This window comes from Polynucleobacter sp. MWH-Spelu-300-X4 (genome assembly GCF_018687515.1).
GTDB lineage: Bacteria > Pseudomonadota > Gammaproteobacteria > Burkholderiales > Burkholderiaceae > Polynucleobacter.
In genome coordinates this window covers 815,872-839,897 of the sequence record NZ_CP061294.1, presented here as the reverse complement: position 1 = coordinate 839,897, position 24,026 = coordinate 815,872, and the positions used below count along the sequence as shown (strand labels likewise).

Genomic DNA, 24,026 nt, shown 5'->3' with positions numbered 1-24,026 from the left:
TTGTTTTGCTTCCAACCAAAGTGAACCCAATAGCTCTATAAATTAGTTATCAAGTCCTAGCTCTTGAAGTTTTCTGGTGATGGTATTTCTACCAATCCCCAAACGTTCCGCCGCCTCGACTCTACGCCCTCTAGTTACCTCTAGAGCAGCGCTTAGAATAGCCTTTTCAAATTTAGTCTCTAATGACGAAAACACTTCTCTATGACCATCTTGGAGCAACTGTTTAGCAGCCATAGCTAAGCCAGATTCCCAATCAGCCGCAGAAGTAGATTTATAACTTATTGGCGCCTCGACACCTTCAGGTAACTCAGCTCCCATAACAATCACATCAGGGGGTAAGTCCTGAGGTCCAATTACCTGAGCAGGAGCCATAACTGTTAACCAATGACAGAGATTTTCCAGTTGACGAACATTTCCAGGAAAAGGTAGTGCTGAAATAGCAGTCAAAGCATCATCTGATAAACGCTTAACCTCCATTCCCAAACTTTTAGCCGAAGTTTGCATAAAGTGCCTAGCTAATAATGGAATATCTTCACGTCTTTCACGTAACGAAGGCAATCTCAAGCGAATAACATTTAAACGATGAAATAAATCTTCTCGGAATAACCCTTCTGCAACGCGTGTCTCCAGATTTTGATGGGTAGCTGCAATCACACGCACATTTGATTTCAAAGAATCATGCCCCCCCACCCTATAAAAATGTCCATCAGAAAGAACACGCAATAGCCTTGTTTGCAAATCAAATGGCATATCGCCAATTTCATCTAAAAATAAGGTGCCGCCTTCTGCTTGTTCAAAACGCCCGCGGCGCATCGTTTGAGCACCTGTAAATGCTCCTCTCTCATGACCAAATAGCTCTGACTCTAAGAGATCTTTAGGAATTGCTGCTGTATTCAAAGCAATAAAAGGTCCTCCTGCACGAGGACTGTGTTTATGTAGTGCCCTAGCTACTAATTCTTTTCCTGTGCCAGACTCACCTGTAATCAAAACGGTTACATTTGATTGCGAAAGACGTCCAATCGCCCTAAAAACATCCTGCATGGCTGGAGCCTGGCCAAGCATTTCCGTACTTTCTTGCATGCGCTCAGTAACATCACGAGTCGTTTCTTGTAGCCTCAGACTCTCCTCTACTGCGCGACGTATTAATTCAATAGATTTAGCGATATCAAAAGGTTTTGTTATGTACTCAAATGCCCCACCCTGAAATGAAGATACGGCCGAATCTAGATCAGAGTAAGCTGTCATGATAATCACAGGTACATGCGGATGCTCAGCCTTAACCTGTTGCAATAAATCAATGCCATTGCCGCGCGGCATACGAATATCAGAAATTAAAACTTGAGGTTCTTCTTTATCAAAAGCATCTAATACATCCTGAGGATTAGTGAAACTTCGGTAAGGCATATTCTCGCGTTGCAAGGCCTTTTCTAATACCCAGCGTATTGATTGATCATCATCCACAATCCAAACCGGTTTCATATTAAATTCCTAATATCCTATTAAGCATCCCCGCTTTTAATGCGGAAAGGCAATTGCATTTGAAAATCGGTATAACCCGGCTTACTTGTGCATGCAATAAACCCAAAGTGCTGTTGCACATAAGTTTGAGCTAAAGTTAAACCAAGACCACTACCGCCTTCTTTACCTGATACAAGAGGGAAAAAGATTTTGTCTCTAATCTCCTCTGGAATACCAGGCCCGTTATCTGTTACATGCAAATCTAATGCCAGTTTGTAGCGTTGCTTGGAAATAGTCACATTCCTGGCAACTCTCGTACTTAATTCAATAACTGCATCACCCTGTTCAATACGATCTCGTAAAGCTTGAGCAGCGTTATGAACAACATTCAATACCGCTTGGATTAAGGCTTCCTTGTCACCTAATAAATCAGGCAAGCTAATGTCGTAATTACGTTTAATGCTTAAACCAGTTGGGAACTCAGCAAGAACCACACTTCTCACCCGCTCTAATACTTCATGAATATTTAAATATTCATCAATGTGTTGCTTTCGATGAGGCGCTAACAATCTATCTACTAGGGTTTGCAATCGATCAGACTCTTTAATGATGACTTGCGTGTACTCATGTAGACCTTTGTTATCAAGCTCGTACTCTAATAACTGAGCCGCTCCTCTAATGCCACCCAATGGATTTTTAATCTCATGAGCAAGATTACGCATTAGTGCTTTATTAGCCTCTACTTGCTGAACTAAACGTGCATCTCTTTCACTACGAATTTGTTGATCTAATGGTAACCATTCAATTAATACCGAATTAGGCTGATCTAAAGCACCCACAACCACATGAGCATTAATGGGCTCATGATCTGCCCTTGATGGACCTGGCCCTAGTAATAAATCTTGGCGCTGGGCATTAACATGCTCCCCCACAACAGCATCAAGCATATTAATAAGCTCTGGATTATCCCCAAAGACATCATGAATTTTTAAACCCTCAAGCAGCTTACTAGATATATCCAAACTAACTTCTGCTGCAGAGTTTGCATAGATAACTATTTGACGAGGGTAATCAACCACTAGAACAGCATTGGGTAACTGATTCCAAGCGGCGTAGGGAGAAAAAAGGGCAGCCTCGGCTGCCCCTTCTACCGGTTTGCGCACCATTACTGCGCTTCCCTTAACTCGACCAATTAGAGTGAGTAGTACATATCGAATTCGACTGGGTGAGCAGCCATACGGAAGCGTGTAACTTCTTCCATCTTCAACTCGATGTACGCATCTAACATTGAGTGCGTGAATACACCACCACGAGTTAAGAACTCACGGTCAGCATTCAATGCCTCAAGAGCTTGATCCAAGCTGTTACATACTGTTGGAATCTTTGCATCTTCTTCTGGTGGCAAGTCATACAAGTTCTTATCAGCTGCTTCTCCTGGATGAATCTTGTTTTGAATACCGTCTAAACCAGCCATCATTAATGCAGCAAAACACAAGTATGGGTTAGCCAATGGGTCTGGGAAACGAGTTTCAATACGACGACCCTTAGGATTTGCAACGTGTGGAATACGAATTGAAGCTGAACGGTTACGTGCTGAGTAAGCTAACTTAACTGGTGCTTCAAAACCTGGAACTAAACGCTTGTATGAGTTAGTACCTGGGTTTGTAATCGCATTCAATGCACGAGCGTGTTTAATAATACCGCCGATGTAGTACAAAGCAGTATCAGACAAACCTGCGTAACCATTACCTGCGAACAAGTTCTGGCCATCTTTCCAAATAGATTGGTGAACGTGCATACCAGAACCGTTGTCACCAACGATTGGTTTTGGCATAAATGTCGCTGTCTTGCCGTAAGCATGAGCAACGTTTTGAATCACGTACTTTTGTAGAATTGTCCAGTCAGCACGCTCTACCAATGTGCTGAATTTTGTACCCAATTCGTTCTGACCTTGGCCAGCAACTTCATGGTGATGTACTTCAACTGGAATACCTAAAGATTCCAAAATCAAGCACATTTCTGAACGCATATCTTGGAACGTATCCACTGGCGCTACTGGGAAGTAACCACCTTTTTTACCTGGACGGTGCCCTGAGTTACCGTGTTCAAAAGCTGTTGCTGATGACCATGGAGCCTCTTCAGATTCAATCTTGAAGAAACAACCTTGCATGTCGTTACCCCAAGTTACGCCGTCAAATACGAAAAATTCTGGCTCTGGACCAAAGTATGCTGTATCACCAATACCCGTACTCTTTAAATAAGCTTCAGCACGTTTAGCAATAGAACGTGGGTCACGGTCGTAACCTTTGCCATCAGATGGTTCAATAACATCACATGAAAGAACCAATGTTGGCTCTTCATAGAATGGGTCGATATAAGCTGTTGCAGGATCAGGCATCAACAACATATCTGATGCTTCAATACCTTTCCAGCCGGCGATTGAAGAGCCGTCAAATGCATGACCACTCTCAAATTTATCTTCATCAAAGTGAGATACAGGCACGCTCACGTGCTGTTCTTTACCTTTAGTATCAGTAAAACGGAAATCAACAAAAGTAACTTCCTTTTCTTTCGCAAGCTTCATTACATCTGCGACGGTCTTCGTGGTCATGCAACTCTCCTGTTGGAACAATCTCAAATTAATCACTAAATATTATTTAGCAACCAGCTAATACAAATCTATGCACAAAGCATGCCAAAGACATGCTCTACATCTTTGTTGGCATTTTAAGCCAACAATTTAGCAGGACTCTGATAATTTGCACCATATTGGTGCAAATATGCACAATAAAGGCGCTTAGGCAACATAAATCCCTAAATTAGGGCAAATCATGTATTTCATGGCCCAAATCAGAAACACCCTTTCGAAGTACAGGTAACGCCTTATCAACCAAAGCGGCTCCCCCCTTCACCCCTAACTCAATATGGCGTTTAGAAAACACCCCACCTCTGCTAGGATCCCCCACCGAAGGCAAGCTAAATACCTTAATGCCAGGGTAGCTATTTTCAATGCTTTCCATCAATGGTGTCAAACTAGATTCCATTGCCAAAGGAACAATGAAACCTTTTTCCACAAAATCAACTTGATGGAATAAATCTTTGTAATAAGTATCTAGCACCCAAGCCATCATGGGAGCTGCCATCACTGGAAATCCAGGCAAAAAATAGTGCTCTTTAATTGAAAACCCAGGAATCTGATTATATGAGTTAGGAATAATTTGACTTCCAACTGGAAACTCCCCCATCTTCATGCGTTGCTGATTGTCTGCTGTCGTTAAATCCCCTTTGACAGGGTCGCCTTCAGCCATCGACAAAATTCGACCAGCAATCAATTGTTGTGCCTCAGAATGAAGACTCAAAGACAACCCTAAAGCATTTGCTGCACATTGTCTCGTATGGTCATCCGGTGTTGCACCGATACCACCTGTACTAAAAACCACATCACCTGTACTAAAACTGCGGCTCAAAGTAGCTGTAATTAGTTCAGGCTCATCACCGATATATTCAGCACCACTCATCATCAAACCACGCTCTGAGAGTAATTCAATTAATTTGGATAAATGTTTATCTTGTCTCTTACCTGACAAAATTTCATCACCCACAACTATTAATCTAAATCTTCTATTCATTAGTTCAGTTGACATGTATAGAAACCCCATTCGTTGCTCGATAAACTTTTAAGGCATCTAATAAATAATGTCCAAACCACAATGCCGAAAAAATAAATACTAGTGAATAAATCCAAAGCGCCATAAAAGACACCACTGGAAAGAATACAAAAGCTATCGCAGATGTTGCCCAGAAGAAAGTAGGAACTGCTCCGAACAGACCTGAAATAATTCCCATTGCTAATAGTTGCCAGCGATGGGCCTCCATTAAGGCAACACGCTCATCTTCGCTAGCATGTCTCGCTAATACGTCATAAGTCATCAAACGCATCGTTAACCAACCCCAAATTAATGGGGGTATAACAGAGACCATTGGAGGAATCCACCAAATAGGGAAAGTCAAAAAAACAATCCCCAAACAAATAAATATCGATAAAAAGGCATAGCCCACACTGCCCAACAAACTACCGCCATGTGCTTCATAGAGTTGCGCATAATTGGGTTGTTTTATTAAATAGCGAACGACAGCGGGCACAGATGTAAATGCCACAAACGCCAATAAAGAAATCGTAATAAATGGGATAAGAAAAATAACCAATAACAAAGGTGCCATTACAGCGCGAATCTCATCCCAACCCGTTGCTGACATCACATCTGATAGCCAAGCAGTCAGAAAAGAAGTTGTTATAAAAATACGAATGCTCTCTAGTGCTGGTTCCCACATAAAAAAGAACAGCATGCCCCATAGGACGCTAATTACTAAAAATGGACGGATAGTTAGCCATAGCATCTTGGGATGGAAGATGCCTACGATTGATAGGCCAAAAGCTCTTAACAAATCAACCTCCTATCTGTTTTATTTAAAGAATGTTTTCATGGAGTGTTTTATACCCTGCCACTGTTGTACCAAAGGATTGTTACTCACAGTCATTCCGCGAACACCTGTTGGATAAGCAGCCTGATCGAAGATGGCTGTTTTAAATAAGATATCCCACCAGGGAAACAAAATACCAAAGTTACAGCCACCTAAAACACCAGGCTTGCCGGGTACTTCATACCCCATACCAATCGCATGATGCAGGCGATGATAGCGTGGAGAAATTAATACATATTTAAAAATACCATGCGTTATGTTGAGATTGCCGTGCTGCCAACTCTGTATTAACTGACTAATAGCAATTAGCCAAATATATTGTGAGGGCTCAACGCCAATCATTAAAGCCAAAATAGCGAAAGCAAAAGAATGCCCCACATCATCAATCAGATGGTTCCTGTTATCAGTCCACACACTCATGTAAGGTTGGCTATGGTGCAAGGCATGTAATTGCCACCACCAATTCCACTGATGAGATGCCCGATGGTAGAGATACTCGCCAAAGTCTAATATCACCAAATAGATTAAAAAGCTCACCCAAGGAATCGAAGTCACGCCAGGCCACCAAGATTCCACATTAAATCGATGAAACCCAAGATCATGCAATTGTCCGTCTAGAGCGAAAAAAACATCTGAGAATAATAAAAATAAAATGAGCTTTACCACCCCTAACCTATGAATCAAGGTGTAGAAGACATCCACGTATCTAGATTTAGAGATAGTAGATTTAGCAACTTTTTCTGAATCATAAGTTTCAACGGGTATAAAGCGTTCGAGTGGCGCCAATACCAACACGATGATGATGATTTGAATGGCTCCAAATAAGAACCAATCCAGAGCATTGACAGAATCTTCCGCATAACTCATCCCATCAATGGCATATAACAAGGGAATAACAACCGCCTGCATCATCCAGTCTTGAACTTGAGAATATAGATTGGCGAAAAATTCCATGATCATTTAGCTATTATTCTAGAAATCTTGGGATGTTGCCCAAGCTCCGTGATACGACCAAAACAATAGCCTTGGGCCTTGAGGCCAAGAATCAGAGGTTCTAAATCGGCGGGAGCCCAAGGGTCTTTTCTAGACCAAATACCTAAATGAGCCATGGTGATATCGCCTGGCTTGATAGTCTTTAAAGCTTTGTTGAGTAAATAGTCATTAGGAAATTTTTCTGAAGGTAGTTCGTCACCCAAGAAACCTGATTCAGACCAAGCCACATGGGCATAACCACATGTCTTGCCAAATTCAATGGATTGAGCTGAAACCTTTCCACCAGGCGCACGCCAAATAGGATCCAAATGACGGCCTGTGAGTTGATAAAACCGTTCATCAGCACCTTTTATTTCTCGACAGAATGACTCTCCATTAACCAAGCGTGTTTTACCTGCATGAGGGCCAAATTGAGATTTAACATAAATTCCATGAGAACCGTCTTTCACAAAATAGGTGTGATGCAGCGTATGGCTACCAAATGCATGACCATCTTTAATAAGTTGCTTCCAGAATTCAGCCCATGCAGAATCTAACGCATAGCTATCTTGATTGGTTTTTTCATTAGCCAAAAAAAAGGTGGCTTTGACTTGATGCTGACGTAAAACATCAGCAACCTGTTTAGCAACAGACATGTTGCCTGTGTCAAAAGTTAAATAAACTTTTTTATCACAATCTGCTGCATGGGCAAAGCCAGCGGCTACCCAGAGGAACAAAGAAATAACTGAGAGATGCTTCGGCATTACTGCCATGGTGCACTCGGGTAGAAGAATATGCCGTGAGGACTTTTACCCACAGGTATGGTGGTAATTAATTTTCTGCTCGCAATATCAATCACCCCCACTTTTTTAGCAAATCTAAATGTCACCCATAGCTCTTTCCCATCAGGTGTGACATCCATATCATCAGGACCTGATGGCAAACCAGTAATATCCCCCACCTTTTCCAAAGTATCCATATTGAGGATGCTAATACTTGGCTCCACGCGGTTACTCAAGAACACATGTTTCTTGTCACCCAAGGGTCTAAAATTATGAGCCCCCTTGCCTGTTTTTATTTCTTTAATAACTTGGCGTTTTTTCCAATCGATGACTTGAACAGCATCAGATCCAGTTAGACCAATCAATAAATGTTTATCGCCAGGCGTCATCCAAATACCAGCAGGCAAATGACCCACCGACATTTTCCAAATAATCTCTTGAGTATCTAAATCAATAGCAATTAATTCATCAGAGTCTTGCAATGTCACAAAAGCAGTTTTGCTATTACTTGTAAAAGTAATGTGACTAGGTGTTTTAGGTGCCTTAATAACTTTTAACAAAGTTAGCTCTTGGGCTTTGGCAGCGTAGATATCGATGCGATCTAAACGATTACCTGCGGCAATGAAAAACTTTTTGTCAGGTGAATACCCAATATGGTACGGGTCAATGATGTTAGATAGACGACCTATTTTTTCGCCAGTCTTAGGATCTAAAAACACAACCTCATTACCCGTCGCATTCGCCACCAATACCGCCTTTTGGTCTGGTGTAATCATGAGGTGATGTGGTTCTTTGCCAATATGGAAGTTTTTATAAACCTGGCGCTTATCCATGTCGATCAGACTAACGCTCGCGTCACCGGAATTTAAGACAATCGCTGTTTTTCTCTCAGACTCAGCCGCATGTGAAAAAAGACTCACTAGAAGGCCTAGTGATAAAAATAATTTAATTAATTTATTCATAGAGGGATTTTAAAACCCAAACCCCCAAAACGATCAATATCCTTGAATTTTATTGATATATAGCAAATTGATCTCACCCCATCCATCTATCCAATAGCGATCAGATAGCCTAAAACTAATGGCTAAATATATATTCAAAAACAAGCGCCATTCCTATGCCAATCATTAGACCCATTGCCCATTTAATCATCTTCATATGGGAGTTAATGGATTGAACTTCAACATTCACTGCATGTATAGCAGTTGAACACTCCGCTCTAAAACTGACAATCTCTGAGCGAATTTCCGTCAGATCGTGTTGAGTGGCTAAATGATGCCCACTGTCCATCACAATTGTTTGCATAGCTTTTGAAAGGGTCTTGGCTTGGGCAAGCTCCATACCTGACTCTTCGAGTGTGTCAGCAAATTTCATGGAGTCAAATATAAACACTTAAATCCTTTCAATTAACGAGCTGTATTCATGAATAAATTAGTGAATAAAATTGTGCTGAATAAGTGAAGCCACAACTGCCGCCACCAAAATTCCAATCATCCATCTCAGCATTTGTATTTCACCTTTTAACTCGGTTTTGACAAGCGCTATTTCTGAGCGGCACTCTGATGCAACTTTCTCCACATCTTGTTTGGTGGCTAAATCAGAATACTGGCCATCAAATATGCCTTTTAATTTTTTCGACAAGGTGCTTGCCTGATGAACTTCCATGCCTGACTTGGTTAAATCACTGACAAATTCGTATGTGTCAAAATGAATCATTGCGCTCCTCAGTTGTTTATTACTTATTATTTTTATAAGTATATATACGTGAGCCCTCAACTTGGAATAACCTAAAAAACTAAGGGAAATGAAACAAAGCTCCTACTATTTCTTGATGCTTTCAAGAATCTTCTGTAGTCGCTTTGTAGACATGGGCGTTGGCGTTTTAAGCTCCTGGGCATAAAGTGCCACCCGCAATTCTTCTAACTGCCACCTAAAATCTTCTAGGCGAGGATCTAAAGAACCGCCGTAGGCTTTTTGAGACTGAATGAGTTTTTGCCAAGGATTTAGCAAAGATTGCCATTCTGTATGGCATTGTTGATCACGAGCCGGATTACTTCTGAGTTTATCAATTCGCATCACAATAGCTTTTAGATATCTAGGCAAATGAACCAAATATTCATAAGGTGTTTGCGCAACAAATTTAGCATGAATAAGCTTTTGTAACTGCCCAACTACATCAGTATGAGCTGAAGCAGATAAAGCTTTTAACTGAGCCATACGCTTCTGTACATCCACATAAGCCTGCAGACTTGCTAGAGCATGCCTTGCCACTTCTTGAGCGATGAGCGCCAATTTAGGCTTGCCAGCATCCAAGCGCTCTTTAAATGTAGCTTCACTCACTGGCAAGGGATCCATCAAGCAGGCACGCTCTAATGCCAAATCAAGTACTTGGGTGATGAGGTCCTCAGATTGCCCTAAGTTCATAAATAACAAACCCATATCTCGCGCACCAGGCAATTGTTTATGCAATGCTCTAATGGTGTCTTTCATTTGAAGTGCAAATAAGCGCCTCAACCCTTGGGTATGTGCCTTTCTCGCCAGTTCAGGATCATCGAATACTTCAATATTGCAATGGGTGTCTTTATCTACTAACGCAGGATAACCATAGAGGGTCTGCTTACCTTGCTTAATCTCTAACATCTCAGGCAAAACACCAAATGTCCAAGACTTGATATTTTCAGTTTCTGAAGAATGAGCAGTTTCTTTTTCTAGATGCGCATGACTCACCAAACCATTTGACTGATTGTCTAATTTCGGAACAGCAGGAACCGCTGCAACTGCCGCCACCTCCTTAAACATATCTCTAGCTGCCTGAGCATATTCAGCGCGCAATTTCCCAAGGTTTCTATCTAGGTCAATTTGGCGGCCATATTCATCAACCAAACGGAAATTCATAAAACAATGCAACGGCAAATTTTCTGGACGGAAATCAGTCCTCTGCGTTTGTACTTGAGTTTGAGAACGAATATCAGCAATGATCGCTTCTAAAAAATCTCCCTCACCAAAAGCGTCTTTTTCATTGGCGCGCTCTACAAAGCCTTTAGCAAATTCTGGCAAAGGTACACAGTGCCTTCTTAATTTTTGCGGCAATGATTTCAGATACAACTGAACTTTTTCAATACAAAGCCCTGGCACTAACCATTCGCAACGCCTTTGATCAATTTGATTGAGAGACGCAAGCGGCACCACCATCGTGACTCCGTCTTTAGGGCTACCCGGTTCAAAGTGATAAGTGAGCTGAAGCTCTGTACCCGCCATCTTGATCGTTTTAGGATAACGATCAATCGTGACCCCAGCAGCTTCATAACGCATCAAATCTGATTTATCTAGCTTTAGTGTGGCGCCATGCTTAGGCTCTTCTTTTAACCAAGCTTCTAAACTCGCCCTACTTAATACCACTGGCGGTAGTTTCTGTTCATAAAAAGCAAAGAGCAACTCATCATTAACCAAAATATCTTGCCGTCTAGAGCGATGCTCTAGAGCTTCGATTTGTTTAACTAGCTGTTGGTTGTGCCAAAAGAAACTCAACAAAGAACCGGTTTGCTTTTGTGATTGCGCTGATTCAACTTGACCCAGCAATTCGCTTTCAACCAGGGCTCTTTGAATAAATATCCGGCGAGCCTCTAATGGGTCTTTAGGTGCAAAGCGTATTTTTCTACCATGATAGATAGGCAGCCCATATAAGGTGCCACGCTCATGCGCCATCACTTCACCTTGACGACCATCCCAAAATGGATCACTCCAAGATTTAACGATGCGGTGAGAAGCTACTTTTTCAACCCACTGGGGTTCAATCTTAGCAATTGTTCTAGCGAATAAACGACTGGTCTCTACCAACTCAGCAGCCAAGAGCCAAGCCCCTGCTTTTTTACCAATGGTGGAACCTGGCCAAATATTTAATTTGATACCACGGGCACCTTCATAGATATTGGGCCCATTTTTATCATTTTCGGATTTCTTGGCGATGTTGCCCAATAAGCCCGTTAATAACGATAAGTGCACTTGTTCAAAGGTCGCTGGTGTGGGGTTTTCTTTCCACCCCTGCTCCATCAAAAGATGATGCAGCTGCCCATGGACATCTCGCCATTCCCTCATTCTCCTAGGAGAGATAAAGTGACTTTTACATAAGTTTTCTAATTGGCGGTTACTCTGCTTGTGAACCAAGGCATGTTGGTACCAATCCCATAACTTCACATAAGATAAGAACTCTGATCGTTCATCGGCAAATGTTTTATGGGCAGCATCTGCTGCTTGCGCCTGATCCATAGGACGATCCCTTGGATCTTGACTGGCCAAAGCCGTAGCAATAATTAAGACTTCTCTTAAAGCCTGATTGTCACGTGCAGCTAAGAGCATACGGCCGACTCTTGGATCTAGAGGTAAAGAAGCTAACTGCTTGCCAATTGGCGTTAAAGCCCCTTGCCTTGGTCCTTCAGATTCCATTGCCCCCAACTCTTCTAAGAGCTGAACCCCATCGCTGATTGCGCGTCCCAATGGCGCATCAATAAATGGAAATTCTTGAATACGTGGCAGTTTCAGAGCACGCATCCGCAAGATGACGGCTGCCAAAGAGCTTCTTAAGATTTCTGGATCGGTAAATTTAGGTCGGGCATTAAAGTCTGCTTCGTCATATAAACGAATACAAATACCATCCGATACACGACCGCATCGACCAGCACGTTGATTGGCAGCCGCCTGAGAAATAGCTTCAACTTGTAATTGCTCTACTTTATTCCTGTAGGAATAACGTTTAACGCGAGCTAAACCCGCATCAATCACATACCGAATCCCAGGAACTGTTAATGATGTTTCTGCCACATTAGTAGCTAGAACAACCCGGCGGCCCTGCCCTTGCTGAAATACCCGCTCCTGCTCAGCCACCGACTGTCGTGCAAATAAGCTTAAAACCTCGGGGTGATAGCGTTGATTAAGAACATGGTCTTTGCGCAAAGCTTCGGCACAATCTCTAATTTCGCGCTCTCCTGGCAAAAAGACCAAAACATCACCAGCGCCATGAGTCCCTTCACGCCATAACTCAGCCACGGCTTCGACCACCGCATCAGCTATTTCTTTTGGCTCTTTTTTCCCAGGTTCTAATAAAGGCTGATACCTAACTTCGACCGGATAGAGTCGACCACTGACCTCAATCACGGGGGCTGGCATCTCAACGGCACCAAAGTGCTTAGCGAAACGATCGGCATCAATAGTGGCAGAAGTGACAATGATTTTTAAATCAGGGCGTTTAGGTAGCAGTTGCCTTAAGTAGCCTAAGAGGAAATCAATGTTTAAGCTGCGCTCATGAGCCTCATCAATAATAATCGTGTCATAAGCATTTAAAAGTGGGTCTCTTTGTGTTTCGGCGAGCAAAATACCATCCGTCATTAATTTAACGGAAGCAGTGGCACTAGTTTTATCAGCAAAACGAACCTGATAGCCAACATCCTCGCCCAGCGGACTACCTAGTTCTTGGGCAATACGTTTGGCCGTCGACGTTGCGGCAATACGTCTAGGTTGGGTGTGTCCAATGAGCTTACCCGTGCCGTTGGCACGTCCTCGCCCCATGGCTAGGCAAATTTTAGGTAATTGAGTGGTCTTACCAGACCCGGTTTCGCCGCAGACAATGACCACCTGATGCTTTTCTAAAGCTTGGGTGATTTTATCCCGCTGCCCCGATACGGGCAGAGCCTCAGGGAACTCAATTTTTAAAAGTTTGGTATTTTTTGGTAATTGCACCCTATAATTTTCCACTATGCCTACAAATTCATCCGAAAATAATTTTCCCTTCGTTGCTTGGCTGCGCGATGTAGCCCCCTACATCCATAGTTTCCGAGGAAAAACCTTTGTTATTGGATTTGCTGGAGAGCTTGTACAAAAAGGTGGTTTAGAAGCGCTGATCCAAGATGTGGCCATGTTACATGCCATGGGTATGCGCATTGTTTTAGTCCATGGTTCACGCCCTCAAGTTCAAGAACAATTGGATTTAAGAAAAGTAACTAGTCGTTATGGCACAGGTGCCATGAGTGGTTACCGTATTACCGACCCCGCAGCTCTTGAATGCGCCAAAGAAGCTTCTGGTGAATTACGCCTAGACATGGAAGCTGCTTTTAGCCAAGGTTTGCCGAATACACCGATGGCTGGATCACGTATATCCGTTATCTCTGGCAACTTCATCACAGCAAGACCTGTAGGCATTGTGGATGGCGTTGATTTTATGCACACAGGTTTAGTGCGTAAGGTAGATTCGGAGTCTATCCAACATTCACTAGCCAATAACAAGATTGTTTTGATGTCGCCACTTGGCTTCTCACCAACAGGGCAAGCGTTTAACATCGCTTATGAAGATGTAGCAACAGCTACAGCCATGGCAATCAAAGCAGATAAGCTCATTTTCTTAACTGAATACAACGGCTTAACAGATAAATCCGGTGAGTTAATTAAAGAATTTTCTTTGCGCCAATTAGAAGAACACATTAATGGTTTAACGCTCGCTGATGCGGACCTAAAAGTCTTACTACAGAATGCTATTAGAGCGATTAAGTCTGGTGTGAGCCGTGTTCACCTACTACCCCATGACCGAGATGGCGCTTTACTAGAAGAGCTCTTCACCCATGATGGCATCAGTACGATGATTGCCGCATCCGATATTGAGCATCTACGCGAAGCCAATCTTGACGATGTCGGTGGCATTTTGCAATTGATCGAGCCTTTGGAAGATGAAGGTATTTTGGTGGCTCGTGGTCGTGATGTTATTGAACGTGATATTACGCACTTCTCTGTGATTGAACATGACCGCGTTCTTTTCGGTTGTGCGGCACTCTTTACCTATCCGAATGGTTTAGGTGAGTTGTCCTGCCTAGCCGTAGATCCTGAAGCACAAGAGTCTGGCGATGGCGAGCGTTTATTAAAACGTATTGAAGCTAGAGCCAGGGCCCAAGGCTTGAAAAAATTATTTGTACTCACCACCAGAACTGAACATTGGTTCTTAAAACGTGGATTCGTACGAGCAACTGTGGATGATTTACCTCCAGAAAGAAAAGAACTTTATAACTGGGAACGTAAATCAATGGTTCTTATTAAGACTATTTAACTATTATTGATATTAAGAGGTAAAAATGGCTCGCATAATTCATTGCATTAAATTGAATAAAGAAGCGGAAGGTTTAGATTTTGCTCCGATGCCTGGTGAATTAGGTAAAAAGCTCTGGCAAGAAGTATCTAAAGAAGCTTGGGCTGGCTGGCTCAAACAACAAACGATGTTGATTAATGAGAATCGCTTGAATATGGCAGACGCACGTGCACGACAGTATTTACTTAAGCAAGTTGAAAAATATTTCTACGGTGAAGGCGCTGATACGGCGCAAGGCTTCACGCCAGAGTCGAAGTAATCATTATGTTGTTATTACGAGCAGATGCTAGTTCTAGCTTCTGCTCGTTTTCTTTTGTGCACATCCCTGTCCTGCGTACCTTAGCACTCGTATTGTTAACAGCTGCTCTGGCAACTGTTGCACCCATAGTGACTGTTGCAATCGCTGACAGTGATGTCAACCTGCATATCGCCAACGATGAAACGCTTCGCTACACCATCACCCAAACTTGCCCTGCAACAGCTAACCCTTCTTGCGTAACTCAAGTAAAAGCGATTGGCTTATTTAGCAAATACGCTGGAAAAGAATTTCAAGAGTTTGTGAAGACCCTGCCTCATGATGACCGCCCTGTCGCCATCCACTTTAGTAGCTTGGGCGGGAATTTAGCGGGCGGCCTTCAAGTAGGTCAGCTTTTACGTGAATATGAGTTCATCACTCAAACAGGTTTTGATGAGTCGGTGTGTTATTCCGCTTGTGCCTATGCGTTCATGGGAGGCACGATTCGACAATTAGGACCTCAAGAAAAACTAGGACTCCATCAGTTTTATTCGCAGACCAATGAAATTAATGCCAGCAAGGCTCAGAGCATTTCGGCGTTGATTAGTAATTATTTAAGTTAAATGGGTATTGATCAACAGGTGTTGAAACTAGCCTTAGGTACACAACCGAATAAATTAGTGATTGTTAATAAAGAGCAAGCCAAGCTACTCAAAATTGATAACAGTGACAATCCCTATAACCCTTGGAAATTAGAAGCGACCCCTCAAGGCGTTTTAGCGGCAATGGCTACTGAGCGGCAACCTAACCGGCCTTGGTTAGTAACAGCTTTAGTCAGCCGCTTAGATGGTCAAGTGCGCTTAATGATGCAATTGAAAAATACACAAGCGAATGCTTCTACAGCATGGCTCAGTAGCCTGAATGCCCAGTACCAGATACGTGTGGCCAACAAGAATGTCCCTTTGAAACTAGTGAGAAATTGGCAGATGGTGCAACCATCGATTACCCAAGCTTGGTTTGAAATGCCACCAGAGGTTTTAAATGCGTGGAATCAAAGCAGTGCTACCGCCAGTAACACTGCTAATAGCAGTACCAACAGTAATCCCAATATCAGCCCCCAACAACTGACTTGGCAGTTTCTGATTAATAGTACGGATACGCGTCTAGGCACACATCAACTAAAACCCAAAACCTCATTGGGCTTGATGAATTTTTTTGCCAGCTGGCAAGCGGTGAACCGTAGTCGTCAGTAAGAAATTTAGTGAACCACGGGCCCACTACTACCTGAGCCACCAGCACCGGCATCAGGTGTATCGCTTAGGGTGACAGAAGGTCCATCAGGCGCTGTAGGTTCTGGCAAACCAACTCCCCAAGCAGCTAATTCTTGGAGCTTGTCTAATAACAAGACATTGAAATTAGCATATTTATTCAAACAAGTTTTTATTGCGTCTGAGAAAGTCATATAGATATCTTTTTAATGATTAAAGTCCATAACGTTTACGAATCAATTCAACGTGCTCTTTAGCAATAAATATTTCCTGAACATAATGTAAATGCATGACCGGAAACTTCATCTCCTGTAATCCCATCTGAATCTCATCAATTTTATCTTTCATCATTTGGCGTGTTGCCAGATCTGCTTTTAAGTAGTTTCGCTCAATAAACTCCAAATCTTTATACCAATGCGTAATTTTGTGTTTAACGTAAAAGTGATAAATACTTGGTAAAAAATGGGCTAGCGGCCAAAGAATAGTCAGCATAGGCACCAATATCAATAATATTTTTAGAATAAATGCTGATAATGCTGGCGATAAATGTTGGCTTAAGAAAGGCCTACCGTGAGCATAAAAATCCTCTGCCGTTTTATTTGGTTTAAATGCGCCCATTTGAGAAAAATTAGGAAATTCATCTTTATCACTCAATACAGACTGCTCAGAAGCAAATTTCTTTTGATATTCAGCCAAAATCATGACAATACTTGGATCTAAATCATTGCTAACAATGACATAACTGGTAGTTGCCAAATAGTTAATATCTTTATTAGGTATAGCCTTACTAGGTATATGCGCAGATGCTGGTAAACGACTGAACTGCAAATGACTCAAACGACGACTAACTCCCTCCAAATCATCTAGAGACAATAACTCAACTTGGCCAGCACTAATTTGATTCCATAAATCATGAGACTGAGCATCTTTACCAGGCAAGCCACCCAAGGTAATCCAAACATCCCAATCCTGAGTCATATTTACTTTTTGGGGCCAAACATTGATTAAGTTAGTGTTTTCAGGTGTGATACCTACCTGTTTAAATATGGACTCCAAGGTATAGTCAGAGGAATAGATTGAAGCCTTAGCCTCTTTACTAGAGAACGCAGGCTTTTCATTTCCCTCTGGCGTTGACCAAAAGATAATTTTTTTACCTTTTAAGTCTTTTAAATTCTTAATATTATTTTTACCAGCTTTCACATAAAAAAGAATAGCGCCCTTTGAGACTGCTCCCAATGAGGAATAGCGCTCTACAACATCATCGGGTAACTTAGCACCGGTATTAGATGAGTAGACAAAGTCGACCTCTGGATCATTAATCAAAAACTCTAAATTGGGCTTTTCTGTAGCCGCATCTGCTTGAGTCTTAAATCTGAGCTCAATACCATTTTCACCCAAATATTTTTTAAGTTTTTCCAGGGTGCTCTTGGGCTTAGGCTGGCCGTTGACTAATTGTGTTGTTTGCACACCCACTGTGACAACTGACTTAGGGTAATAAAAATAAAAAACTAATGCTAGCGCTGTAATCAACGCCAGGACACCCGCAACCCAAGCTTTGATGGATGACAATTTAATTAATAACTGAACCAAACGACTCATACAATTACCTATTCTTTTTAATAAAATCAATTAGCACAAGCCGTGCCATATTGAGGAATCGCACACGAGTCTCCAGGCGCAGACTCTCTTGAACAATGGGCATAGGCATTTTGTTTGGCAGTGTCTAAATTATTATCAATATAAGCAAAAATATTATTAGAATTGCTATAAATAGCTAAACAACGATAGGCGCCGCCAATCAATTTTTTACACTCACCCTGATTTTGCTTAAGACAAGAATTGTAGGCCGCCGCATCAGCTGCCTCTTGAGTGACGTAACCCTTAGCCCAACCAAATTCTTTCGTATTGCGAGTGACGTAATAGATGGAGTTATAAGTAACTTGACTAGCTTGTTGAGGCGCTATTGGAAGAGGCGCAGGAGCTGGGATACTTCTACCATCTGCACTTGCTCCACTATCAAGACTCATCCCACTTAATGGAATAAATTGCCCGCCAACACCCAAAAACTGTAAATCTTTATATTCACCACCAAACATACGAACAACACTCAAATCAACTTTATAGGTGCTAAAAATTAAATAATCTTTGCGTTCAGATGCATCGTTGACCATGGCACCAGCAACTCCAGCGACCAAATTAGTAATGAAATTCTGTTCGCCAGATTTTTCAGCTAATTTTTGACGCACTTGCTTAGCAATGAATTCATTAAATTCTTGCTTAGTTGGATTGGTGGCATACAAGGCCACTGCTATTACTGCGATCACCCCAATCAAGAAATGATTATTTTCTTTTTTTGCTACTGCCTGATACGGCTGTTGATCACTCATCGTGAACCTTTCTTAGATAAACCTCATCAACAAATGAAGTAGGATAGCTTGCATCTTCCAAAATCTAAGTCCTATTGGACCCCCGTTTAAATGAGCAACCACAATTAAATAGGCGCATTCCGGATAACCAAGAATGCGCCTATTTTTTAGCTTAACTATCTAATTAAGCGGTAACTACTGATTCTGGACCAAATCGGTTATCACCAATCGTGCCACGCTGGCAAAACCATACCAACATAAGGATCGCACCAATCAAGGGTACACAATAAATCAAAAGAAACCAACCGCTTTTATCTTTATCATGCAAGCGACGTACGCTAACCGCTAGCAAAGGCAAGAATAGTGCTAGATAAACAATCCCGCCCAACACTGGGTTAATCATGGTACCAATCAAAGCAATTAGCACATAAAATAACTGGAACCACCAAAATTCTGAGCGAGAAGCACGCCCTTTAAATTCGGCATATTTATTAAAACAAACTTTAACTGCATCTGTGAAATTCATAACTTTCCTTTCTTCCTTACATTAAAAATAACCAAAAACCATTATTTACAAATAAGATACGGCGCCACCAATTAATAAAAGGATTAACTCAAATAAAACAGCCGAACCTATATTAAAGGGCTGGGTTTTACTTGATATAGCCGCCACCTTCAAACCGAACATAATATGGAGGACAAAGATAAAAATTCCCGCAATCAAGTGCACTGCAAATAAGAGGCGCCATGAGAGTGCTCCGAGAATGGCAGCAATAACACTTGGCGCCAAAATCATCAAGCCCGAACGAATCGCCGCATTGGAGTCGCCATATCCAGCCATAAATCCAACTGGAAATAAGAAGGCCCAAAAATTAAAGTTCTGATTAGGTAACTGAAATAATTGTTGGTAGCTATTAGGCAGATCTTTAACCATCGCTACCACATCTGGCGAACTACTATTAGTCGCAGATGAAGAACCTACAGGTGCTTTAGGGGCTGCACCTAAAGGTGCACCACAATATTCACAAGGCCCAACAGATGCTTTATTTTCTGCACCACAACTAGAACATTTCATATTCATTTCCTTTTAGTTAAATCTCATAACAGTGAATCACTCCGCACTGGCGGTGTTTTCTTCCGTTCTTCTTCGACAGGTTTAGAGGGCATGGGTGCCACTGGAATTGGTTTGGAAGGCGATGGTAATGACTGATTGTAGGGGCGCGGCTCATAAAACTTAGCGCAATAACGACGGAATTTCTCAGTATTTTCATACCTTGCAAACGCTATAAAATTTTCCGGGTTTTGTACGCCAGACCAACCAATTGCTCGCTGATCCAAGTCCTGGTAATACATACTTAGCAATAAAGGTGAACGGTCTTCCGTACGGCAGTTAAAGGCACCAACAGCAACCCTCACTTTATAGGGGCGATCACCAAAATACTGAGTTTGAACATAAGTTAAGCTTTGCGTGAAAAATAATAAGTCCCCCTTTCTTTGCATCGATTGCGGCGAAATAACATAGCGCGATAGTGCTGTTTTAGGGTCATTACCTGGGTTAAATGCAACATCATCCGTCCAATCCATAAATAAACTTAGATCGACGGGACGAACCCCGGACTTACTGAGAAAACATAAAGCATTAACGAGAACTGTGTGGATGCCATTAGGGTTTTGAGACAAAATAATCGGTTGTGAATTAGGCGTTCCGGTTGCAACCAGCCATCCCTTTTCCTCCATATAATTTCTAGAGGTTTCTTGAGATGTGCCAACCGAACAATCTGCTACATATTGGCTGGATATGTACGCGTAGTTCAAACCATTAGGTGTCTTTTTAGACCCACTACCAGGATCGTGGCGATACATATATCGCACCATCGATGTGCTGTAGTCCAAGGAATCTATATCGACAGCAAATCGACTGTTGTCATTCGATTGACCATTGAATACCCAATTCAATGCCCAGGCAGAAGGTACTCCCAACGCAAAAGTGAAATAGGATAATAAACTCAGGATGAAAATTCGCACACAACTCACCATAAAAATAAGCTAGCCCTTACTGAATACTTTATAAAGATCGCAGCTAGAGTTGATAGGAAAAGTCCAGTGCCAAGCATAAAGATTATTACCAAAATTGTTTACCGTGTTTACGCAAGAGATACAAGTCATACGTACCAAACGAAAAGCTGTAAATCCAAGGTAGCCAAACTAAAAAGCCTGCCGTGCCAAAAATAACGGCTAAATATAAGATGCCTTTTAGCCATAAGCCGCGGAAAAAGTACCAGAATGGGCCAAACCAAAACGCACCCCAGTTAAATTTAAACTGTGGTCCACCTTGTGGATTTTTATCAAATTCAGCAAAAGCAGCCTTGTAATACTGTGGTAAATCAATCGCATAGTCTTGATTTTGGGAGCTAGCTGCCGGGGCTGCAGGAGCAGACACAACCGAAGCGCTAGGCGCGGCGGGAGCACTATTCGCAGTTGGTCGAGAAAGACTCGCACCACAATAAGCACATTCCATCAAATTATCCGGATTTTGAGCGCCACAACTTTTACACTGCATACATCAATTCCAATTCAGATTTAAATATAATTAACAAGGACTTATAGCTTATTTCTATCTATAATGTATATATAGTAAATATAACAGAATTAACAGCAATACTGAAGCTGAAAGGTAGTCTCTTATGGCCATCATCGATGTCGTAAAGTGGGATGAAGAAACCCACCGTAACCAAGCTATTAACAAAGCACAAGGCAAACCGATTCTTCCTATGGATCAGGTCTATGCTTGGAAGTTTGATAGCACTGAATTATCCACATGGACCCAGTTAATTGTTCATGAGTCCCAAGAGGCGGTGGTGTTCCGTGGCGGCGCCATGGATGGCCCCTTTGGTCCAGGTCGCCATGTGCTTAAAACAGAAAACTTGCCGGTCATTGGCAAACTTCTGAACCTTCCCTTTGGCCGCTCTCCTTTTACAGCTGAAGTTTGGTACACGAATCGTGCGATTCCTTTGGATGTCCAGTGGGGAACGCGTGAGCCGATCCGTATTCAAGATTCAAAATATGGCATCGTGATTCCAGTAAGTGCCCACGGTCAATACGCGGTGCAAATTGAGAACTCTCGTAAATTCTTGGTAAAGCTCGTTGGCACCATGAGCGAGTTCAATAAAGAAAAGCTCAAAGATTATTTCCGCGGATTAATTTTGACCATTGCCAAAACTACCATCGCCAAGAAGATGGGGGGCAATACCGGCTTATCTGTTTTAGAGATTGCCACACAGTTAACGGACATTTCTGACGCCATCAAAGCGGAGCTGAATGATCAGCTAGAAGACTTTGGTTTGAAGCTGGTGAATTTCTTCGTGAGCCATATTGATGTCAACGAAGATGATCCATCCATTAAGAAGCTTCGCGAAGCCCTTGCCAAGAAAGCCGAGATGGATATTGTTGGTTTTAACTATCAACAAGAACGTAGTTTTAATGCCATGGAAGGTGCGGCTGGTTACACCGGTGCTCAAGGGAATACGATGAATCAATTCCAAAATAGGCCAGCTGATGGCAACATCGGTGCCAGCATGATTGGTTTAGGCGTGGGCATGGGGGTTGGTGTGCCGATGGGGCAAACCATGGGACAACAATTTACCGGCGCCATGAATACGGCCTACCCTAATGCCGTTCCTCCGTATTACGCCCCACCGCCTGTAGCGCCTTACGGCACACCGGGCATGCCACCTGCAGCAGCTCCTGCCGCGCCAGCGATTGATCCGAATGAACGGATCCGCATGCTTAAGGAGTTAGCCCAGTTGCGTGACCAAGGTGTGTTAACCCCTGAAGAATTCGAAGCAGAAAAACGCAAGATTTTGGGTCAGTAAGTCCTCCTCTTAGTTTTACGATCAAGGATTGTTATGAGTTCACGTCTGTATTTATTTGTTGGTTTATTAGTCGCGGCCTTAATCATGGCACTCGGCCTCATTTGGGCCCCAAACTTAAACACGGGATTAGCGGCCGATAGTGCCAACTATTATTTATCCTTGGCCGTTTGTGCAGTCACGCCCATCTTCTTCTTTTTATCCTTGGGTCGCGATGACACGGCTGATCTGAATCGCAACAGCTTTTGGCGTGCTAACTTGAGCTACTTCTTAGGCCTTCAAGTGCTGCTCGTAGGATCTGAGTTTTATTACTGGATTATCAAAACGCCCGTGAGCTATAGCAGCTATTACAGCTGGGTGATGATTCAGTATGTCTTATTAGCCATCATCTGGCTAGCTGCTGGTCAAGTGCACCATATTCACCAAGAGTTTGAAAATAAAGCGGCCGTTGGTGGTGCGCGTAAAAACAATCTGCAAGAGCATATTGAGCAAACAGCTCAAACCCTGTATCAACTGACCAAGCATCATGCACAAGTGAAAAAGTCGATTGATTTGTTATTAGATGAGCTTCGCTTTTTACCTAAGTTCACCTCGCAAGATGAGTTCTCACGTTTATCGCAATTAGTACACCATTGGTCAAGTGCACAAATTAACGCCTTTCAAGGTTTTGATGCAAAGAGCACGACCGCAGCAGATGTTTTAGAGGCTTTTCAGCGAGAGACTAAACAACTATCCCAAAAGCTCGCACAAAGTAAGAGCGCCTAAAGTAGCCCTTCTTGCTGCGCCCCTATTGTTGTAACCATGTATTTAACCTGTTGTACTACTTGAATTAATAACTATGACTACTACCAACGAAACCATCACAAACACCCCTGCCGGTGAAGAGCAGTTCTTAAAAGGTATGGCTTACTTAAAGGGCATCGGCCAAACCAAGGATGAAGGCTTGGCGGCTGCTAATTTATTGGACGCGAGTGATTTAAATCACCCTACTAGCTTAGCCGCCTGCGCCCTTCTTTATTTCTGCGGGATTGGTGTAACACGCAATACCCAAACAGCTGCTGAGTTTGCACAGAAGTATTTATTAATTGAACCAACGGGTCGTTGCGCACGTATCGCTCATGAAGTGGTTGATGGCTCACTAGGCTCACAAAATGCCTTAAAGGCCTTGCACGCCTTGGATAACAGTGCTACCAACCTATCCAATTTAGGTCGCGATACGGTGAATAACGCCGATCAAGCTCGACAAGCTAAAAATAAACAAACCTACTTAATTGCTGGCGGTGCAGTCATTGCGCTATTACTGGTGGTATTTGTACTCATTCCTAAAATTGGTGGAGGCAGTGCTAGCAGCGAAGATCCCGAGAAATTATTTACATCAGACGAATTGAGCGTCGCAAAACAAAAAGCTCTGGAGCGCGCTGGGTTATATCGCACTGAAGCTAAAAATCAATCTGAATAAAGAAAATTA

General features: G+C 42.5%; 25 protein-coding genes. 7 read left to right on the top strand and 18 right to left on the bottom strand.

The annotated features are described in order from the left end of the window. Window positions 1-42: 42 nt before the first annotated feature. From ntrC to hrpA, 11 genes are all read right to left on the bottom strand, one after another. The gene (gene ntrC, locus ICV01_RS04330) at window positions 43-1,479 is read right to left on the bottom strand and encodes a nitrogen regulation protein NR(I) (protein ID WP_215288964.1); all 1,437 of its coding nucleotides are present in this window, start codon (window positions 1,477-1,479) and stop codon (window positions 43-45) included. Window positions 1,480-1,499: 20 nt separating this feature from the next. Then, window positions 1,500-2,624, bottom strand: a complete 1,125-nt coding sequence (glnL, locus tag ICV01_RS04325) for a nitrogen regulation protein NR(II) (protein ID WP_215288962.1) — start codon at window positions 2,622-2,624, stop codon at window positions 1,500-1,502. Between the two features lie 26 nt (window positions 2,625-2,650). After that, window positions 2,651-4,069: a type I glutamate--ammonia ligase gene (gene glnA / locus ICV01_RS04320; protein WP_215288960.1), complete on the bottom strand. Its 1,419-nt coding sequence runs from the start codon at window positions 4,067-4,069 to the stop codon at window positions 2,651-2,653. 208 nt (window positions 4,070-4,277) lie between these two features. Continuing rightward, window positions 4,278-5,102 (bottom strand): molybdopterin-binding protein, encoded by an 825-nt coding sequence (locus tag ICV01_RS04315; protein WP_251369391.1) that lies wholly within the window; start codon window positions 5,100-5,102, stop codon window positions 4,278-4,280. After that, the gene (locus tag ICV01_RS04310; protein WP_215288958.1) at window positions 5,092-5,904 is read right to left on the bottom strand and encodes an EI24 domain-containing protein; all 813 of its coding nucleotides are present in this window, start codon (window positions 5,902-5,904) and stop codon (window positions 5,092-5,094) included. Before ICV01_RS04310 ends, ICV01_RS04315 begins: the two co-directional genes overlap by 11 nt. 18 nt (window positions 5,905-5,922) lie before the next feature. Further along, complete coding sequence (locus tag ICV01_RS04305) at window positions 5,923-6,897, bottom strand: sterol desaturase family protein (RefSeq protein ID WP_371817475.1); 975 nt, start codon at window positions 6,895-6,897, stop codon at window positions 5,923-5,925. After that, entirely contained in the window at window positions 6,897-7,676 is a 780-nt protein-coding gene (locus tag ICV01_RS04300) for a polysaccharide deacetylase family protein (RefSeq protein ID WP_251369389.1), read from the bottom strand. Before ICV01_RS04300 ends, ICV01_RS04305 begins: the two co-directional genes overlap by 1 nt. Further along, entirely contained in the window at window positions 7,676-8,656 is a 981-nt protein-coding gene (locus ICV01_RS04295; protein ID WP_215288948.1) for a YncE family protein, read from the bottom strand. Before ICV01_RS04295 ends, ICV01_RS04300 begins: the two co-directional genes overlap by 1 nt. Window positions 8,657-8,771: 115 nt before the next feature. Further along, window positions 8,772-9,068: a hypothetical protein gene (locus tag ICV01_RS04290; protein ID WP_215288946.1), complete on the bottom strand. Its 297-nt coding sequence runs from the start codon at window positions 9,066-9,068 to the stop codon at window positions 8,772-8,774. 57 nt (window positions 9,069-9,125) lie between these two features. Beyond that, a complete protein-coding gene (locus ICV01_RS04285) occupies window positions 9,126-9,410 on the bottom strand; it encodes a DUF1640 domain-containing protein (RefSeq protein WP_215288944.1) in 285 nt (94 codons plus the stop codon). A 105-nt stretch (window positions 9,411-9,515) separates the two neighbouring features. Continuing rightward, window positions 9,516-13,427: an ATP-dependent RNA helicase HrpA gene (gene hrpA, locus ICV01_RS04280; protein WP_251369388.1), complete on the bottom strand. Its 3,912-nt coding sequence runs from the start codon at window positions 13,425-13,427 to the stop codon at window positions 9,516-9,518. 16 nt (window positions 13,428-13,443) lie between these two features. Between hrpA and argA the strand changes: the two genes are divergently transcribed. Genes argA through ICV01_RS04260 form a run of 4 tightly spaced genes read left to right on the top strand, consistent with a single transcriptional unit; the run spans window position 13,444 to window position 16,308 of the window. Beyond that, the gene (gene argA, locus ICV01_RS04275; RefSeq protein ID WP_215288942.1) at window positions 13,444-14,781 is read left to right on the top strand and encodes an amino-acid N-acetyltransferase; all 1,338 of its coding nucleotides are present in this window, start codon (window positions 13,444-13,446) and stop codon (window positions 14,779-14,781) included. A 25-nt stretch (window positions 14,782-14,806) separates the two neighbouring features. Next, entirely contained in the window at window positions 14,807-15,079 is a 273-nt protein-coding gene (locus ICV01_RS04270; RefSeq protein ID WP_215288940.1) for an oxidative damage protection protein, read from the top strand. 5 nt (window positions 15,080-15,084) lie between these two features. After that, window positions 15,085-15,678 carry a hypothetical protein gene (locus ICV01_RS04265; RefSeq protein ID WP_215288938.1) on the top strand — a complete coding sequence of 198 codons (594 nt, stop codon included), beginning with the start codon at window positions 15,085-15,087 and terminating at the stop codon, window positions 15,676-15,678. Next, the gene (locus ICV01_RS04260) at window positions 15,679-16,308 is read left to right on the top strand and encodes a hypothetical protein (RefSeq protein ID WP_215288935.1); all 630 of its coding nucleotides are present in this window, start codon (window positions 15,679-15,681) and stop codon (window positions 16,306-16,308) included. 5 nt (window positions 16,309-16,313) lie between these two features. Here ICV01_RS04260 and ICV01_RS04255 read toward each other — a convergent pair whose 3' ends face one another. The 7 genes from ICV01_RS04255 to ICV01_RS04225 form a co-directional block, all read right to left on the bottom strand. Next, a complete protein-coding gene (locus ICV01_RS04255; RefSeq protein ID WP_215288933.1) occupies window positions 16,314-16,517 on the bottom strand; it encodes a hypothetical protein in 204 nt (67 codons plus the stop codon). A gap of 19 nt (window positions 16,518-16,536) precedes the next feature. After that, entirely contained in the window at window positions 16,537-17,922 is a 1,386-nt protein-coding gene (locus ICV01_RS04250) for a hypothetical protein (protein WP_215288931.1), read from the bottom strand. Window positions 17,923-17,948: 26 nt separating this feature from the next. Further along, complete coding sequence (locus ICV01_RS04245; protein ID WP_215288929.1) at window positions 17,949-18,710, bottom strand: DUF4359 domain-containing protein; 762 nt, start codon at window positions 18,708-18,710, stop codon at window positions 17,949-17,951. A 163-nt stretch (window positions 18,711-18,873) separates the two neighbouring features. Then, window positions 18,874-19,215 (bottom strand): DUF805 domain-containing protein, encoded by a 342-nt coding sequence (locus ICV01_RS04240; protein WP_215288927.1) that lies wholly within the window; start codon window positions 19,213-19,215, stop codon window positions 18,874-18,876. A 45-nt stretch (window positions 19,216-19,260) separates the two neighbouring features. Then, window positions 19,261-19,764, bottom strand: coding sequence for a zinc ribbon domain-containing protein (locus ICV01_RS04235; RefSeq protein WP_215288925.1), 504 nt, complete (start codon window positions 19,762-19,764; stop codon window positions 19,261-19,263). 23 nt (window positions 19,765-19,787) lie between these two features. After that, a complete protein-coding gene (locus ICV01_RS04230) occupies window positions 19,788-20,669 on the bottom strand; it encodes a hypothetical protein (RefSeq protein ID WP_215288923.1) in 882 nt (293 codons plus the stop codon). A gap of 142 nt (window positions 20,670-20,811) precedes the next feature. Next, window positions 20,812-21,249 (bottom strand): DUF2628 domain-containing protein, encoded by a 438-nt coding sequence (locus tag ICV01_RS04225; protein WP_215288922.1) that lies wholly within the window; start codon window positions 21,247-21,249, stop codon window positions 20,812-20,814. A gap of 124 nt (window positions 21,250-21,373) precedes the next feature. On the opposite strand from ICV01_RS04225, the gene ICV01_RS04220 reads away from it, so the two are divergent. The 3 genes from ICV01_RS04220 (at window position 21,374) to ICV01_RS04210 (ending at window position 24,017) form a co-directional block, all read left to right on the top strand. Next, a complete protein-coding gene (locus tag ICV01_RS04220) occupies window positions 21,374-22,561 on the top strand; it encodes an SPFH domain-containing protein (RefSeq protein ID WP_215288920.1) in 1,188 nt (395 codons plus the stop codon). 33 nt (window positions 22,562-22,594) lie between these two features. Continuing rightward, entirely contained in the window at window positions 22,595-23,323 is a 729-nt protein-coding gene (locus ICV01_RS04215) for a hypothetical protein (protein WP_215288918.1), read from the top strand. A 73-nt stretch (window positions 23,324-23,396) separates the two neighbouring features. Continuing rightward, the gene (locus tag ICV01_RS04210) at window positions 23,397-24,017 is read left to right on the top strand and encodes a hypothetical protein (RefSeq protein WP_215288916.1); all 621 of its coding nucleotides are present in this window, start codon (window positions 23,397-23,399) and stop codon (window positions 24,015-24,017) included. Window positions 24,018-24,026 lie beyond the last annotated feature (9 nt).